Origin of the sequence: Devosia subaequoris (genome assembly GCF_014197055.1) — a bacterium.
GTDB lineage: Bacteria > Pseudomonadota > Alphaproteobacteria > Rhizobiales > Devosiaceae > Devosia > Devosia subaequoris.
This window is the reverse complement of record NZ_JACIEW010000001.1, coordinates 475,803-490,595: the sequence shown is the minus strand read 5'-3', so window position 1 is coordinate 490,595 and position 14,793 is coordinate 475,803. Positions and strand designations below refer to the sequence as shown.

General features: G+C 60.4%; 15 protein-coding genes. 5 read left to right on the top strand and 10 right to left on the bottom strand.

Going from position 1 to position 14,793, the window contains the following annotated elements; genetic code table 11:
- Positions 1-2 precede the first annotated feature (2 nt).
- The 7 genes from ehuC to ectA form a co-directional block, all read right to left on the bottom strand.
- Entirely contained in the window at positions 3-674 is a 672-nt protein-coding gene (ehuC, locus tag GGR20_RS02405) for an ectoine/hydroxyectoine ABC transporter permease subunit EhuC (RefSeq protein ID WP_183309622.1), read from the bottom strand.
- A gap of 113 nt (positions 675-787) precedes the next feature.
- A complete protein-coding gene (gene ehuB, locus GGR20_RS02400) occupies positions 788-1,654 on the bottom strand; it encodes an ectoine/hydroxyectoine ABC transporter substrate-binding protein EhuB (protein ID WP_183309621.1) in 867 nt (288 codons plus the stop codon).
- A 72-nt stretch (positions 1,655-1,726) separates the two neighbouring features.
- The gene (locus GGR20_RS02395; RefSeq protein ID WP_183309620.1) at positions 1,727-3,184 is read right to left on the bottom strand and encodes an aspartate kinase; all 1,458 of its coding nucleotides are present in this window, start codon (positions 3,182-3,184) and stop codon (positions 1,727-1,729) included.
- A 71-nt stretch (positions 3,185-3,255) separates the two neighbouring features.
- A complete protein-coding gene (gene thpD / locus GGR20_RS02390; protein WP_183309619.1) occupies positions 3,256-4,185 on the bottom strand; it encodes an ectoine hydroxylase in 930 nt (309 codons plus the stop codon).
- Positions 4,186-4,226: 41 nt separating this feature from the next.
- The gene (locus GGR20_RS02385; protein WP_183309618.1) at positions 4,227-4,619 is read right to left on the bottom strand and encodes an ectoine synthase; all 393 of its coding nucleotides are present in this window, start codon (positions 4,617-4,619) and stop codon (positions 4,227-4,229) included.
- Positions 4,620-4,632: 13 nt separating this feature from the next.
- Entirely contained in the window at positions 4,633-5,922 is a 1,290-nt protein-coding gene (gene ectB, locus GGR20_RS02380) for a diaminobutyrate--2-oxoglutarate transaminase (protein WP_183309617.1), read from the bottom strand.
- 56 nt (positions 5,923-5,978) lie between these two features.
- Positions 5,979-6,554 carry a diaminobutyrate acetyltransferase gene (ectA, locus tag GGR20_RS02375; protein WP_183310044.1) on the bottom strand — a complete coding sequence of 192 codons (576 nt, stop codon included), beginning with the start codon at positions 6,552-6,554 and terminating at the stop codon, positions 5,979-5,981.
- Between the two features lie 279 nt (positions 6,555-6,833).
- Between ectA and GGR20_RS02370 the strand changes: the two genes are divergently transcribed.
- The gene (locus GGR20_RS02370; protein WP_183309616.1) at positions 6,834-7,331 is read left to right on the top strand and encodes a MarR family winged helix-turn-helix transcriptional regulator; all 498 of its coding nucleotides are present in this window, start codon (positions 6,834-6,836) and stop codon (positions 7,329-7,331) included.
- 9 nt (positions 7,332-7,340) lie between these two features.
- Here the strand turns inward: GGR20_RS02370 and GGR20_RS02365 are convergent, their stop codons facing one another.
- Positions 7,341-7,757, bottom strand: coding sequence for a GFA family protein (locus tag GGR20_RS02365; RefSeq protein ID WP_183309615.1), 417 nt, complete (start codon positions 7,755-7,757; stop codon positions 7,341-7,343).
- A 156-nt stretch (positions 7,758-7,913) separates the two neighbouring features.
- Positions 7,914-8,816 carry an N-acetylmuramic acid 6-phosphate etherase gene (locus GGR20_RS02360; RefSeq protein WP_183309614.1) on the bottom strand — a complete coding sequence of 301 codons (903 nt, stop codon included), beginning with the start codon at positions 8,814-8,816 and terminating at the stop codon, positions 7,914-7,916.
- Positions 8,817-9,066: 250 nt separating this feature from the next.
- Between GGR20_RS02360 and GGR20_RS02355 the strand changes: the two genes are divergently transcribed.
- From GGR20_RS02355 to nagA, 3 genes are read left to right on the top strand one after another with little or no spacing between them, the layout of a single operon-like run.
- Positions 9,067-9,831 (top strand): GntR family transcriptional regulator, encoded by a 765-nt coding sequence (locus GGR20_RS02355; protein ID WP_183310043.1) that lies wholly within the window; start codon positions 9,067-9,069, stop codon positions 9,829-9,831.
- Complete coding sequence (locus GGR20_RS02350; RefSeq protein WP_253560065.1) at positions 9,825-10,856, top strand: SIS domain-containing protein; 1,032 nt, start codon at positions 9,825-9,827, stop codon at positions 10,854-10,856. Before GGR20_RS02355 ends, GGR20_RS02350 begins: the two co-directional genes overlap by 7 nt.
- Complete coding sequence (gene nagA / locus GGR20_RS02345) at positions 10,853-12,013, top strand: N-acetylglucosamine-6-phosphate deacetylase (RefSeq protein ID WP_183309613.1); 1,161 nt, start codon at positions 10,853-10,855, stop codon at positions 12,011-12,013. Before GGR20_RS02350 ends, nagA begins: the two co-directional genes overlap by 4 nt.
- Positions 12,014-12,052: 39 nt before the next feature.
- On the opposite strand, the gene GGR20_RS02340 is transcribed toward nagA, so the two are convergent.
- Positions 12,053-12,793 (bottom strand): SDR family oxidoreductase, encoded by a 741-nt coding sequence (locus GGR20_RS02340; protein WP_183309612.1) that lies wholly within the window; start codon positions 12,791-12,793, stop codon positions 12,053-12,055.
- A 395-nt stretch (positions 12,794-13,188) separates the two neighbouring features.
- Here GGR20_RS02340 and GGR20_RS02335 point away from each other — a divergent pair, with 395 nt between their 5' ends.
- A complete protein-coding gene (locus GGR20_RS02335) occupies positions 13,189-14,622 on the top strand; it encodes a hypothetical protein (RefSeq protein WP_183309611.1) in 1,434 nt (477 codons plus the stop codon).
- The last annotated feature ends 171 nt before the right edge of the window (positions 14,623-14,793 follow it).

Sequence of the window (14,793 nt, the reverse complement as noted above, 5' to 3'; positions counted from 1 at the left end):
TTCTACCTCGCTCCGGCGCGCCAGCGGCCCACGAACCGCTCGAGCAGTTTCATCATGGCGGTCAAAACCAGCGCCAGCCCGAAATACATCAGCAAAGCCAGGGTGTAGATCGTCGTCGAATCCTGGGTGAAATTGCGCAATTGCTCTGCGCGAAACGCCAGATCGGACAAGGAGATAAGCGAAACGAGCGCGGTATCCTTGAGATTCTGAATGGCGAGATTGCCGAAGGGCGGCATCATTTCGGGGATGGCCTGGGGCAGCGCCACCCGCCATAGGGCCTGTCGCGGCGTGAAATTGAGCGCCCTGGCTGCCTCGTGCTGATCCTTGGAGACGGACTGGATGGCCCCGCGCACCACTTCGGCGCCATAGGCACCGATATTGAGCGACAGCGCCAAGACACCGGCGGCGACCGGGGGGAGGCGCAGATCGATGCCGATAGCCTGACCGGCGACCGGAAGTGCGAAATACAGCCAGAAGAGTTGCACCAGTAGCGAGGTGCCGCGGAATATCTCGATATAGCCTATCGAAATCGCCTTGATCAGCGGGTTATGGGCAAGCTTGCCGATGCCTGCGGCGAACGCAAGGATCGCTCCGAACACCGTTGAATAGATCGTCAGCTCGATGGTCACCCAAGCCCCCAGCATCAGGGGGTTGAGATATTGGGTCCAATCCATGAAGGCGTTCTCAACCTAGCTTTTTTATTGTTGTCGCTGGTGAAGCTTAAACCAATTTACCGGCGGGCGCCAAGCAAAGGGCGCCCGCCGGCAGATCAGATCATGAACCGAAATTACTCGGTGCAGAGCTCTTCAGTGCTCATGTCGAACGAGCGCGAGGTGTCGGCATCGGTAAAGCCGTAGCCCGAAACCGTATTCAGCCATTCGTCGGTCTGCTTGTACTCTGCCAGAACTTCGTTGACCGCGTCGCGCAGCTCTTCATTGCCCTGGGCAAAGACAAAGCCGCCCCAGGAACGCTGTTCGGTGCCATTGATCACCGGATCGGTGAAACCTTCGGCGACTTCTACCGAGTCGCTCTGGCCGGCCAGTTCGCTGGCGGTCAGGCCGGTCGCGGCATAGGCGTCGGCGCGACCGGTCGAAACGGTCGAGATCGCGTCGGCGTTGGACGAGATGGTCACAAGCTGGTCTTCCGACACACCCAGAGCCTGCATCATGTCGAGCTGGTTCGCGCCGGCCATGATAGCGACCTTCAGATCGGAATTTTCGGCAAAGTCAGCATAGCCGCTCAGACCACCGGGATTGCCTGCGGGCACCAGAAGACCCTCACCATAAGAGGTGTTGGGCTCCGAATAGATAACCGTAGCGCAGCGGGTCGGGATGATGGCCATTTCGGCGGCAACCATGTCGAACCGGTCGGCCTGGAGGCCCGGGATCAGCGAGGAAAAGTCGGTGGTGATCCACTCGATATCGGTCACGCCGAGTTCCTCGGCAATGTGCTTGGCCACGTCCGGGCCGGCGCCCATGGCTTCACCGGTAACCGGATCGATATAACCATAAGGAATCTCATTGGCGACCGCGATGCGGATCGAACCCGATTCCTGGATTTCAGCCAGCGATGCGGCGCTGACAGCGGTAGAGGCGAGAGCCGAAGCGGCGATGGCGGACAGCGCCATGACAGCGGTTCTTCCGAATTTAGTCATGTGTGTTCTCCTCATTTCTTCTTCTTCGGGCGGGTTAAACCGGCTGCTGCCCATCCCTGCAGCCGGCATGGATCAGGCTGCCGCGTGCAATTTGTGTTGCGGCGCGGCGGCCCAGTCTTCGATGAGGCCCTTGTGCAGGGCCGCGATTGTGGCTTCGAACTGGTCGGGCTCGACGATGACCTGCAAGTCGACCTTGCGCAGTAGATCGTGCACGCCGAGCGGCTCGATCCCGGCATCCGACAAGGCGCGGATGGCCTGGGTCAGCACCTTGGGTGAGCGCAGGTCGCGGCCAATGGCCGAAACCAGTGCGATCTTGCGCAGGGCGATCTCCGCAGTCGGGAAGGCATTGGACAGGTCGGTTTCGACCCGCTTGATCGCCTTCATCGACCCCTTGAGGTAGTGAGTGATGGTATTGGCGTTGGAGGTCTTGGCAATAATCCAGACCTTGTGGCGCTTCAGGGCTTCCAGGATTTCGGCGTCATAGCCCTTCACCCCGACCATGTCCTGGTCGTAGAACTCGAAGGCATAGACATTTTTCAATCCGGTCACGATCTCGACCTGAGGTGACTGCGCATCGAGGTCAGAACGGATCACCGTGCCGGGATGTTCCGGCTCAAATGCATTTTTCACACGCAACGGAATACCGGCTCGGCGCAGGCCCTTGGCGGCGCGGGGATGGATCGCTTCCATGCCCATATTGGAGAGCTGGTCAGCCACATCGTAATTGGTTTCGCCAATCACGCGCACCGCGTCGGGCGAAACCAGCCGCGGGTCAGCGCTCGAGAGGTGGAACTCCTTGTGGATGATTGCCTCACGCGCCTTGGTCACGACTGTCAACCGCGACAGCGTCACCTCCGAATAGCCACGGTCATAAGTGCCCATCAGCGCTTCGCTGCATTGGGCATAGCCGGTGACAATCGGCAGCTCCGTAGCGAGGTCGACATCGGCCAGGGCGCGCTCAATGGCTTCATCAAGCGTATACTGCCCCTCGTCGCGCCAGCCGGTGAGGTCGATCATCCGGGCGCGGACACCATGGAGGTTGAGCAGCAGTGCGGTGTTGAACGCGGAATGCGCTTCGCCTAGTGAGGCCAGCATTTCGCGCACGGTCAGCAGATGCTGCTGCAGCTGAAAATGCCCGAAAGAGCACAGCCGCTGCAGGTCAATCAGGCAGGAGCGAACGCCTTCGACGCGCTCCCGCGCAAAGCGATTGGCCGATTGCCTGGCGCCTTCGTCCGAGAAGATACGCTCGTTATGGGCGAACATCTTGTCGGCCACGGCGCTGAGCGCATCGCCCCAGCCCCAGCCGCTCTCGGCGCTGGCAAACAGCGCATAGACGCCGGGCTTGCCGGATTTCTTGTGTTCAAGCAGCTCGTCTGTCATCCCGGCATAGGCCGAGACCACGAAGATGCGCTGGTAGAGATCGGCACCCTTACGGTCACCAATCAGCACGGTGTTGAGCAATTCCTCGGTGCGGGACATCGAGGTGCCGCCGATCTTCTCAACGGTATGGCGTGGGCTTTCGGTCGTCATGCAGTCTCCAACCGCTCCCTTGTCGGGAGCGGAGCCATCTGGTTGGTCGTAGGGCGTCTCAGGAACCGGCCTTAGCCGATCTTGCCGCTCTCAATGCTGATCGGACCCTTGGGATCACGCGAACTCAGAAATGCCGGGCGCGGGTTTTTGGCAGCGAAGGGCTGCACCACCCGATTGGACCAGGCATTGTAGACGAAGAAGGCGTTCGAGCGCGGGAACGGTGTGATATTACCGTTCGAGCCATGCATCGTGTTGCAGTCGAACAGCACCACGGTCCCGGCCTTGCCCGAGGCGTAGTCGATGCCGTGTTCCTTGGCCATTTTCGTCAGCGCGTCATGCGAAGGCACACCGATTTCCTGCTTCTTGAGCGAGGTCTTGTGGTTGTCCTCGGGGGTTTCGCCGGCACAGGCGATGAAGTTCTTGTGCGTGCCCGGCATCAGCATCAGCGGACCATTGAGCGCGTCATTGTCCGTGAGCAGGATCGAGGCCGAAATGGCACGCATGCGCGGCATGCCGTCTTCGGCGTGCCAGGTCTCAAAATCCGAGTGCCAGTAGAATTCCTTGCCGGTAAAGCCCGGCTTGTAATTCAGGCGGGACTGGTGAAGGTAAACCTCGTCATCGAGCAGGAAGCTGACGGCGCCGGCAATGCGGCGGTCGCTAGCGAGGCGCGCGAACAGCGCATTCTCTTCATCCAGCCGGAAGACGGTGCGCACTTCATTCGAGCCGGGCTCGGTGATCACGTTATCTTCTGCAATTTTTGCCTCGCCCGAACGCATATGGGCGGATTCTTTCTGCAGTGCGGCGACTTCCGCCGGCGAGAAGACATCCTTGAGGACCAGATAGCCGTTCTTCTCAAAGCTCTCGGTCTGCGCGCGTGTCAGCGGCGCTTCCGGGGTCCAGTTGCCCCAGACGACGGGGTCTTTGCGCTCCTGCCATTTTTCGGCGGGCAGGCGGGTGGGGTAGTCATCGTGATTGGCGGTGTCGAAAGCTGACTGGGTCATGGTTCTCGCCTTTCAGTTTGTGTTTTTAAGTATCTGGACGCTTACGCGTCTTCGGAGATCGGGGCGTAGGAGCCGTCTTCGCGGTGCACTTCCTTGCCGGTCACCGGCGGGTTGAAGCAGCACGCCATCACCATCTCGCTCTTGGCGGTCAGGCGATGCTTGTCGTTCAAGTTTAGCGCGTACATCACGCCCGGGCGAATCTGGTGCACCACGCCGGTATCCAGTTCCTCGATCGAGCCCTCACCCGAGATGCAATAGACGCTCTCGAAGTGATGCTTGTAGTGAAACACGTGGCTGGTGCCTTCGTGAATGCGGGTGATGTGAAAACTGAATCCCATCTCGTCGCCGGCCAGCAGCAGTCGCGTGCTGTCCCAGCCATTGGAATTGACGAGGCGGTCGCCCATCCGGGCGGATTCGAGATCGCGTACAATCATTGCTGAAAAATCCTTATTCGGCCGCGGCGCGGCGGGACCCCAGGACCGCGTCAAAGGCGGTCTCCATGATGTCGATGCCGGCGGTCAGCTGGTCGAGGGAGATGGTGAGCGGGCAGAGCACCTTGACCACTTCGTCAAAGCTGCCAGAAGTTTCGATGATCAGGCCCTTGGCGAAGCAGGCCTTGCAGATGGCAGCTGCGTTTTCGCCCGAACCGGCGTCGACGCCGACCATCATGCCGCGGCCCTTGGTGGTCAGGCCATGTTCATCGGCAATGGCGGCCAGGCGCTCGCCGAGATAGCGGGCCTTCTCGTTCACATCAGAGATGAATCGGTCGTCGGACCAGAACTTCTCCAGCGCCGCAGCAGCCGTCACGAAGGCATGGTTGTTGCCGCGGAACGTACCGTTGTGCTCGGCAGGCTTCCAGATATCGTGCTCCGGCTTGATCAGCGTCATGGCCAGCGGCAGGCCCATGCCCGAAAGCGACTTGGCCATGGTGATGATGTCGGGCGACAGCCCCATGCCGTCGAACGAGAAGAATCCGCCCGTACGGCCACACCCGGCCTGGATGTCGTCGATGATGAACAGCGCGCCGTGCTTCCGGGCAATCGCCTGGATCTGACGCAGCCATTCGGGGGAGGCGGCATTGAGCCCGCCTTCGCCCTGCACGGTCTCGACGATGATCGCCGCCGGCGCATCGATACCGCTGGACGGATCGCTCAACTGGCGCTCAAGCAGGTCGGCCGTGTTGATGTCCGGACCGTGATAGCCGTCATACGCAGCGCGGGCAACACCGGAGAGCGGCATTGCTGCGCCACCGCGGTGCTTACCATTGCCCGTTGCGGCCAGAGCGCCCATGGTCACGCCATGAAAGCCATTGGTAAAGGAGATGATATTGGTACGACCAGTGACCTTGCGGGCCAGCTTCATCGCCGCTTCCACCGCGTTGGCGCCGGTCGGGCCAGTGAACTGCAACTGATGCGTCATGCCGCGCGGACGCAGGACCAGCCGCTCGAAGGTCGAGAGGAAATGTTCCTTGGCGTCAGTGAACATGTCCAGGCCATGCGCAATGCCGTCATTGGAGATGTACTCGATCAGCGCCGATTTCAGATCCGGGTCGTTATGCCCGTAATTGAGCGTGGAGCAGCCGGCGAGAAAGTCGGTGTAGGCCTTGCCATTGGTGTCGTAGATGGTCGAGCCGATGGCACGGTCGAACACCTTGGGGAAGCTGCGCGAATAGGACCGCACGCGGCTTTCGACGCGCTCAAAGGTGTTGATAGGCGTGACTGTTGCTGTGGTGGCCATGGGAAACGTCTCCTGGACGTGGATGGTCAAAGGGATTAGGTCTAATTGGTGTGTGATCAGGCGCTCGTAAGCGCCGTCACCTTCTCGGGGCTGAACGGACCGATGCTGACCGCGTATTCGCTGTCGTGCAGTCCGTCGAAATGGGCGTCTTTTTCGAACAGTTCGACCTGGCGCAATTGCGCGTCGAGCTTGCGGGCGATCGCTTTGAACAGGCCCCAGCTTGGCTCGTTGTCATGGGTGATGGTGCATTGCAGCGTGGTCACCGCGCGGCACACCGGGCGAGCGAGCACATCGCCGATCAGGCGCCGGCCAAGTCCTTGGCCGCGTGCGGCATCGCTAACGCAGACCTGCCAGACGAAGTAGGTGTCGGGCTGCTCGGGCGGGATATAGCCTGAGAGCCAGCCGACCACCTTGCCGTCCTGCTCCGCGATGGCACAGGTGGCGGCGAAATGGGTGGACTGCAGTAGGTTGCAATAGAGCGAATTGTCATCGAGCGCGCTGGTGGCACCAATGAGCTTCCACACCTTCGAACCATCTGTGCTGATGGGGGCGCGAATGCTCGCTTGCGGGGCACTTGCGGTTTGCCGGTGGAGTGCACCGGCATCGAACAGCGCTGAGTTGCCGTAAATCATGGAGCCGAAAGTTAGCTTGTTAAAACTAAATTTCAACCCAAGCGGCGTGATAAAATTTGCCGATGGCGTCATGATGGTGACGGGAAACTGTGATCTGCCATACGAAATCAAGGGCTTGCGCGGAGTGAGTCGCGCAGAAATATTTTCTGTGTCCGCCATTTTTGCTTAGTCGTCTGAAAACAGGTTAGATATAGCTAAGGAATGCTAAACCTCCGTGATGGCGCTTGGGTTCCCCGGATTATGACGATAATGTGGTGAGGAAGAGTCTGGAGTAGGTTGTTGGAAGATCGGACCAAATCGGCCCTGACGGCGATGCGTAAAATCCTGCGCGCGACCGAGTCGAACTCCAAACAATTGATGCGTGAAACCGGGCTGACACCGTCCCAGCTTATCTTCATGCAGATATTGGATGGCGAGCAGGAAAAGACTGCCGGTCACGTGGCGAGCCGCATGGGTATCACCCAGGCGACCACCACGGCTTTGCTGCAGAAGCTCGAAACGTCCGGCATGATCCAGCGTCGGCGCGGTGAGAAGGATCGCCGCCAGGTTCTGCTGTCTCTGACTGACAAGGGGCAGAGGGTGCTGGCTATCGCACCTGACGGTGTGCACGCCCAGTTCCACAAGCAGTTCTCAGGTCTCAAGGAGTGGGAACAGATCATGCTGATCGCCGCGCTCGAGCGGGTGGCAGACATGCTTGGTGGCGATCACCCTGATGCGGCAGCAGTGATCGACCATGTGGCCGAACTGGCCGGTGAAGTGCCGTTCGAGCCGGAATAGGCTTATTCCCTATCGCTCGTCCCGTCCCGGACCTTCACGGTTTCTCGAATACGGCGTCAGGGCAAACGGCGGCAGCCACGATTCCCTGCGGATCGTCCACAGCTCGTACGTCGGACGGAACTGATCGATGGCGTCCAGGGCGCCCAGATTGATCTCGATTTCATCCCCGCTCACGGAAAACACCGAAGAACCGCAGCGCGGGCAGAAATGTCGCCCCTGGTATGAGCGCGTCTCGCCGGTACTCGTCACTGCGTCCACGGGAAAGATGGCGGAGGCGTGAAACAGAGCACCATGGTGTTTTCGACAGTCAAGGCAATGGCATAGACCCACCCGATAGGGTGCGCCCGTTGCTTCGAAACGTACGTCGCCACAAAGGCATCCACCACTTGTAAGTTGCTCGCCAACCACCTCTCGGCCGCGGACCATTTTGCCCCGAATGGCGGGATGCAAAAAATATGGAACCAATGCGCGCCTACCTCGTTCAGCTTAAACTGGAACGCGATTGAAACATATCGAAGACCGGTAAAAGACCCCGAAGGTGCAACCACCTCCGGGGTTTTTTGTGCGCACCGCCAGCCGGTTCTAATAACGGCCGCCCATCTCAGTCAGGATGGGCCGCAGCTGCCCGTGATGCCGCGCGAGCAATGCCTCCGCCTCTGCGAGGTCGCTGGTGCCACTGGCGATGAGAATGGCCGGCTTCACAGCCCCCGCACTGGCGGCAAGGGCTGACTGCGCTTTGGCCTCGTCCACTCCGGCAATCGCCGCGACGATGCCGCAGGCTCGGCCGCGCAGCTTCTCATTGTCCGCGATCACATTTACCATATAGCCGTCATGCACATGCCCAAGACGAATGGCCATCAACGTCGAGAGCATATTGAGGGCGATTTTCTGCGCCGTTCCTGCACCCATACGTGTAGATCCGGCGATGACTTCAGCAGGGGTCGGCAGGCAGATTGCGGCGTCAACAAGATCAAATAGCCGCGCGCCGGCATTATTTGCGATACCGATCGTGCTGGCCCCAGCCGCCCGAGCCACTTGGATGGCAGCCAGCGGGTAGAGGGTCTGCCCGCTTGCCGTCACGGCAATCAGGCAATCATTTTCATTCAGCGCCAGCGCCTCGGCCGCTTCTCTCGCGGCCGTCGCATCATCCTCAGGTCCGCCACGCATCTCGCGCAAAGCGTCCATGCCGCCTGCCAGCAGCACCACGATCCGATCAAAAGCGATGCCATAGGTGCCGGGCAGTTCCAATGCGTCGGCCAGCGCCATCAGGCCCGAGCTGCCGGCTGCAGCATAAACCAGCCGCCCGCCTTTCCCCAACGCGTCGGCCGCCAGATTTGCGCCCCGGACAATCTCGGGAATTGCGGAGACAACGCATTGGGCAGCCTCCGCCTGACCTGTTGCCAGCAAGGATAGGATTTCTGCGTCACTCTTTAGCTCAAGGCCGATGGCTTGCGCATGCCGGGCTTCGGTCTGCCTGTCTGTCATCCGCTGCTCCTGTCTAGCCGTAATGCCAAAAAAATACCACTTAGCTCCATCAAGTCGCTAAGGGATAAAGCGCCGGGTTCAAAAGTGCAATATCCACAGCGAGATGGGTATGGAAGTGCAAATTTGCTAGAATGGACTTGGTAAATGGTATTTTATTGGTATTGTGTGCGCAGCGCCATTCTGGCGCGTAGGGCTCGCCGGTTTTGCAACGGCCGGCCAAGGAGGTCGCTTGACTGAACAGTCCGGCACGATGTTTGGCGAAGGTCCGGTGGTGCTGCCGATCGGCGGACCGCTCTACTTGCAGCTCAAGCGCTGGATAGAAGATGCCATAAAGCGCGGACATATCAACCCCGGGGATGCCTTGCCTTCCGAGCGGGACCTGGCTCAGCGCGCCGATGTATCCCGGGTTACCGTGCGCAAGGCGGTTCAGCAACTGGTGCACGAAGGGGTTCTGGTGCAGCGCCACGGCTCAGGCACCTTCGTTGCGCCTGAGACCCAGCGCGTTGAACAATCCCTGTCCCAACTCACATCCTTTACCGAGGATATGGCGCGCCGCGGCATGGCCGTGCGAGCCGAATGGCTCGAGCGCGGGCTTTACGTGCCCTCACCGGAAGAAACCATCATTCTGGGTCTCAGCGCGGGCGACCGCGTGGCGCGCATTGCGCGTCTGCGGCTGACCGGCGAAACCCCCCTGGCCATTGAGCGCGCCAGCCTCTCGATGGCTGTGTTGCCGGAGCCGATGAGCATTACGGATTCGCTCTACAAGCACCTCGAGAAAACCAATATGCGGCCGGTACGCGCCATTCAGCGCATTCGTGCGTCCAATATTGCGGAAGAGGATGCCCATTTGCTGCAGGTGCCGGTCGGTTCGGCCGGCCTGCATATCGAGCGCATATCCTATCTGGGCACTGGCCGCGTCGTTGAATTCACCCGCTCCATCTACCGGGGCGACACCTATGATTTTGTCGCCGAGCTTCGGCTTGGCGATACCAGCAATGGAGCCCTCAGATCGTGACCACCCAGACCCATATGCGACAGGAAATCGATCAGATCCCGCAGGTGGTGGCCGGCTTCCTTGATGCCTCCACCCCAACCCTGGACGCTGCTGCTGCGCGCCTTCGAGACCTCGATCCGGCCCTGCTGGTGACAGTGGCGCGCGGCTCCTCGGATCATGCTGCGACCTATCTCAAATATGCCTTTGAACTGACGTTGGGCCTGCCGGTTGCTTCGGTTGGTCCCTCGGTCGCCTCGATCTATGGCAAGGATCTCCGCCTTGACCGGGCCGCCGCCATCGCCATTTCCCAGTCCGGCAAGAGCCCCGACATTGTGGGCATGGCCCAATCGGCCAAGCGCAATGGCGCCACCACTATTGCCATCACCAATACGGCTGGCTCGCCACTGGCAGAGGCCAGCGACTTCACCATCGATCTGCATGCCGGTCTCGAAAAAAGCGTCGCTGCAACCAAGACCTTCGTGACCTCAGTGGTCGCCGGTCTCGCCTTGCTGGCCCGCTGGAGCGAGGACGCTGACCTCACCCGTGCTGTCGCGGCCTTGCCCGAGAGCCTTTCGCGCGCCGTTGCCTGCGATTGGTCGGAGATGGTCGGCGCACTGGATGGTCACAGCGCCCTCTATGTTCTTGGGCGGGGCCCCGGTTTCGCCATAGCCAATGAGGCGGCTCTCAAATTCAAGGAAACCTGCAACATTCAGGCCGAATCCTATAGCGCCGCCGAAGTGATGCATGGCCCCGTGGCCATCGTGACGCCAGGCTACCCGGTCCTTGGCCTGGCCGCGCGCGATGCCGCCGAATCCTCGGTTGCCGACATGGCCCACAAGCTGGCCGGGCAGGGCGCCAAAGCGTTCCTGACCAGCGACTTGCCGGGGGCAGCCAAGCCGCTCCCATTCGCTGCCACCGGCCATTCGATCACCGATCCGCTGGCGTTGATTGTCTCGTTCTATGGCTTTGTCGAAGCGCTGTCGCGCCATCGCGGTCTTAATCCAGACGTGCCGCCGGCGCTCAAGAAGGTGACGGAGACCGTATGAGCGACCTGTCTGCAATCTCAGGCGCCCGCATTTTCGACGGCGAGAGCTGGTCCGACGACGCGGCGTTGCTGATCGAATTCGGCTATGTCACCGGCATCGTCGCCAAGGACGATATCCCCGAACACGCCGAGCAGGTGGTGCTCGATGGCGGCATGATTGTGCCCGGCTTTGTTGACTTGCAGGTCAATGGCGGGGGCGGGGTGTTGTTCAACAATGCCCCGACCCTCGTTTCCATCCACACGATCTGCGCCGCCCATGCGCAGTTCGGTACTACCGCCCTGCTGCCCACGCTGATTACCGATACCGCCGAGATTAATATCAAGGCCATCGCCGCCGGCGTTGCCGCAGCGGCAGAGCGCGTTCCCGGCTTTATTGGTTTGCATCTGGAAGGGCCGCATCTGGCACTTGCGCGCAAGGGAACGCATGATCCATCCCTGATCCGCCCGATGGACGAGGCAGATCTTGACCGGCTCTGCGCGGCAGCCGAGTCCCTGCCAAACCTGCTCTGCACCGTGGCGGCCGAAACCGTGCCACCCGAACAGATTGCCCGGCTCGCCGCCTCCGGTGCCATTGTCAGCATTGGTCATTCCGATGCCGGCTACGAGCAGACCATGGCGGCCTTCGAGGCCGGGGCCAGCATGGCCACCCATTTGTTCAATGCCATGAGCCAGCTCGGCAATCGCGAGCCGGGTGTCGTCGGTGCGGTGCTGGACAGCAAGGCGGTGCATGCCGGCCTGATCGCCGACGGCATTCATGTGCATGCCGCCTCAATGGGTGCTGCACTGCGCGCAAAGCAGGGGCCGGGGCACATCTTCCTGGTCACCGATTCCATGTCGCAAACCGGAACCGACCTCAAGACCATCGAGCTAAACGGCCGCACCATTACCCGCGCCGATGGCGCGCTGCGCCTCGCCGACGGTACACTTGCCGGCGCTGACCTCGACATGATCGACGCGGTCAATTTCGTCATCGATCGCCTCGGACTGGCTCCGGACGAAGCTTTCCGCATGGCGGCGCTCTATCCTGCCCGCGCCATCGGCGCCGACGATCGTCTGGGCCATTTGCGCCCATCGGCCGAGGCCAGCTTCGTACACCTTTCAGACGCCCGCCGGGTCCAGTCCACCTGGATCGGCGGAACGAAGGTCTGGCAGGGCTGAACGGGTTGACCCGTCGCCCTGTCTTTGCCGTGCTGGCTGCTAGCCCCGCCCGATATAGGGCATGGTCGTGGCCATCACGGTCATGAACTGCACATTGGCCGAAAGCGGCAGGCCCGCCATATAGCGCACTGCATCGATCACATGGGCTACATCGAAGGTGGGCTCCGGCGCCATGGTGCCATTGGCCTGCAGGGATCCGGCGCTCATATTGCTCGTCATGTCGGTCGCCGCATTGCCGATATCGATTTGCCCGCAGGCGATATTATAGAGCCGGCCATCGAGCGAGATGGATTTGGTCAGTCCGGTGATGGCGTGCTTGCTCGTCGTATAGGACGCCGCTTGCGGGCGCGGCACATAGGCCGAGATCGACCCGTTATTGATAATGCGTCCGCCCTGCGGGCTCTGGTCGCGCATCATCCGGAACGCGCCTTGCGCCACATAGAACGCACCATTGAGATTGGTGTCAATCATCTCGCGCCAGGTCGCCACATCCAGGTCGCCGAAATTGGCCGCTGGCGCAAATCGGCCCGCATTGTTGAATACCAGGTCGAGACGCCCATGGCGGGCAGCGATACCGGAGAACATCTTATCAACCGAATTCGGTTGGGTCACGTCACAGACATGGCCGCCGAACCCGTACTCTGCACTATTCGCCTCGACCAACTCCGCTCGCCGACCGCAAATCACGACCCGCCAGCCGTCCTGGGCGAGGCCCCGTGCCACCCCCAAACCGATTCCTGATGTCCCCCCGGTGACCAGCGCGACTCTATCGACCGACATGCTCTACTCCCAACGCCTTTCACGACTCCGCCACAAATGGGGCAAGCCGCCATATTTTCCGTTCAATGCATTTGCGTGTACCCCGCCCACCTCGGCAAAGCCGCACAAACCTTATGATTTTAACGCTTTGTTCAATTCAATTAACAGGTCGTTTCCAAGTGTGTGCTGAATCTGCAACAACTCCTCTGCAACCACATTGTGACAACCCCAAAACCGGCTTGCCGCGATTGCGTCAGCTTTTTGCATGCGTAGAGTGGGTCTTGCGAATCCATGCATGGGATCGTTTGTCGGTCGCAACGCGACGGCAACACACAGCACCACGAATTGTGTGGTCGCGTTTCGACAAACCGCTGGGTAACCGGCACCAAAAAATGACTGACTTTGGAGGTCAATTAATGAAACTCAAGAGCCTTATCCTCGGTTCTGTTGCTGCCGCTGGTCTTTCGACCGCTGGCTTCGCTGCTGATCTGGGTGTCCTCACCTCGCTCGACGTCTGTGACTCGCTCGGCATCTCCGGCCTGACCATCTCGTCGGCTGACAACTGCCTGCAGATCACTGGCGAAGTGAAGTACGAATTCAACTGGGGCGACTATAACGGTACGTTCCCGGGCATGGGCACTGCTACCCACGCGGGTACCCGCAATGTCATGGACAACGACAGCGTCACCGTTAATGGTGTGGTCTATGACAACGACTGGTCGAGCGATGTCGACTCCTGGCTGAAGTTCGTCGGCACCGCCTCGAGCGACTTCGGTCCGGCTTCCGCGACCATCAAGATCAAGAACGAGCACAAGGTAACCGTCGTTAACGAAGGTTACGCTGTTCCTGCCGCAGGTGGTGCTGCCGTCTACACCGCTCCGGCCGCTGCCAATGCCAACGTTGTGATCGACGAGGCTTATGTCTCGATCGGCGACACCACCGTGATCATGGCTGGTAAGAAGGGTTCCGTTGCCAACTTTGGTGATGACGAGCCGTTCAACTTCCTCGGCCTGTTCAACTCGGATGCCGTCGACAAGGGCGTGATGTTCGCCAAGGATCTGCCCTATGATGGCGGTCACGTGATCCAGGTCGTGTCCGATCTCGGCAACGGTGTTGTCGTTAAGGGTGGCCTTGAGAACCTCGACAGCAACGCCACTGCAGCATTCGGCGTCGGCGGTTACTATGACGCTGTCGCCGGTGCACAGAACGCGGGTACTCTGGTTGGTGTTGTCGAGTATGCTGGCGACGGCATCACCGCACACGTCACCGGTATGGCCGGTGGTATCCTCGACGGTATCGTCGAGAACTGGGCTGTCCACGCTGGCGTGACCGGCACCTTCGACATGTTCAAGGTTCGTGCTGCCGGTGCTTACAGCGCCAACAACGCTAACGACACCCACTGGAACGTTCTGGCTTCGGCTGAAGCAACCTTCGACATGTTCAAGATTGCTCTGTCGGGTGAAGCTGCTGGTGGTCAGAACGCCGGCGTTGCCGTTGCCACCCAGACCGGCATCGGCGGCTCCATTGGCGCCACCGTCACCGAAGGCGTGAGCATCAACCTTGGTGGTAAGTGGTTCGACGAAGACAACAACGTCGCCAACAACGAAAGCTACCAGGTTGCCGCCCAGCTCGTGGCTGCCGTCTCTGAAACCATCAAGATCACCGGTGAGATCGGCGTCTACGGCACCAACAAGGCCGCAGCAGTTGCAACCGCTGGCCAGACCGACTTCTACGGCGCTGCCGAACTGGCTTGGGCTCCGGGTGGTGGTTTCACCTCGTCCGTCAAGGGCGAAGTGCACCAGAACGGCGCTTACAAGGTTACCTTCAAGGCTGCCAAGGCATTCCAGTAATCCTCGGATTACAACGGAATTGGGAAAGGCCCGGCTCTGCCGGGCCTTTCTTTGTTCTGGTCTAGGTAAATAGTCAGGCAGTTGTTCTCCGCGCCAATCCTGCGAATGCAGGATCGTTTGTTTTCAAGCGCTGCGATTGATTGTCGGCGATCCACTTTGGTAGCCTAAGCT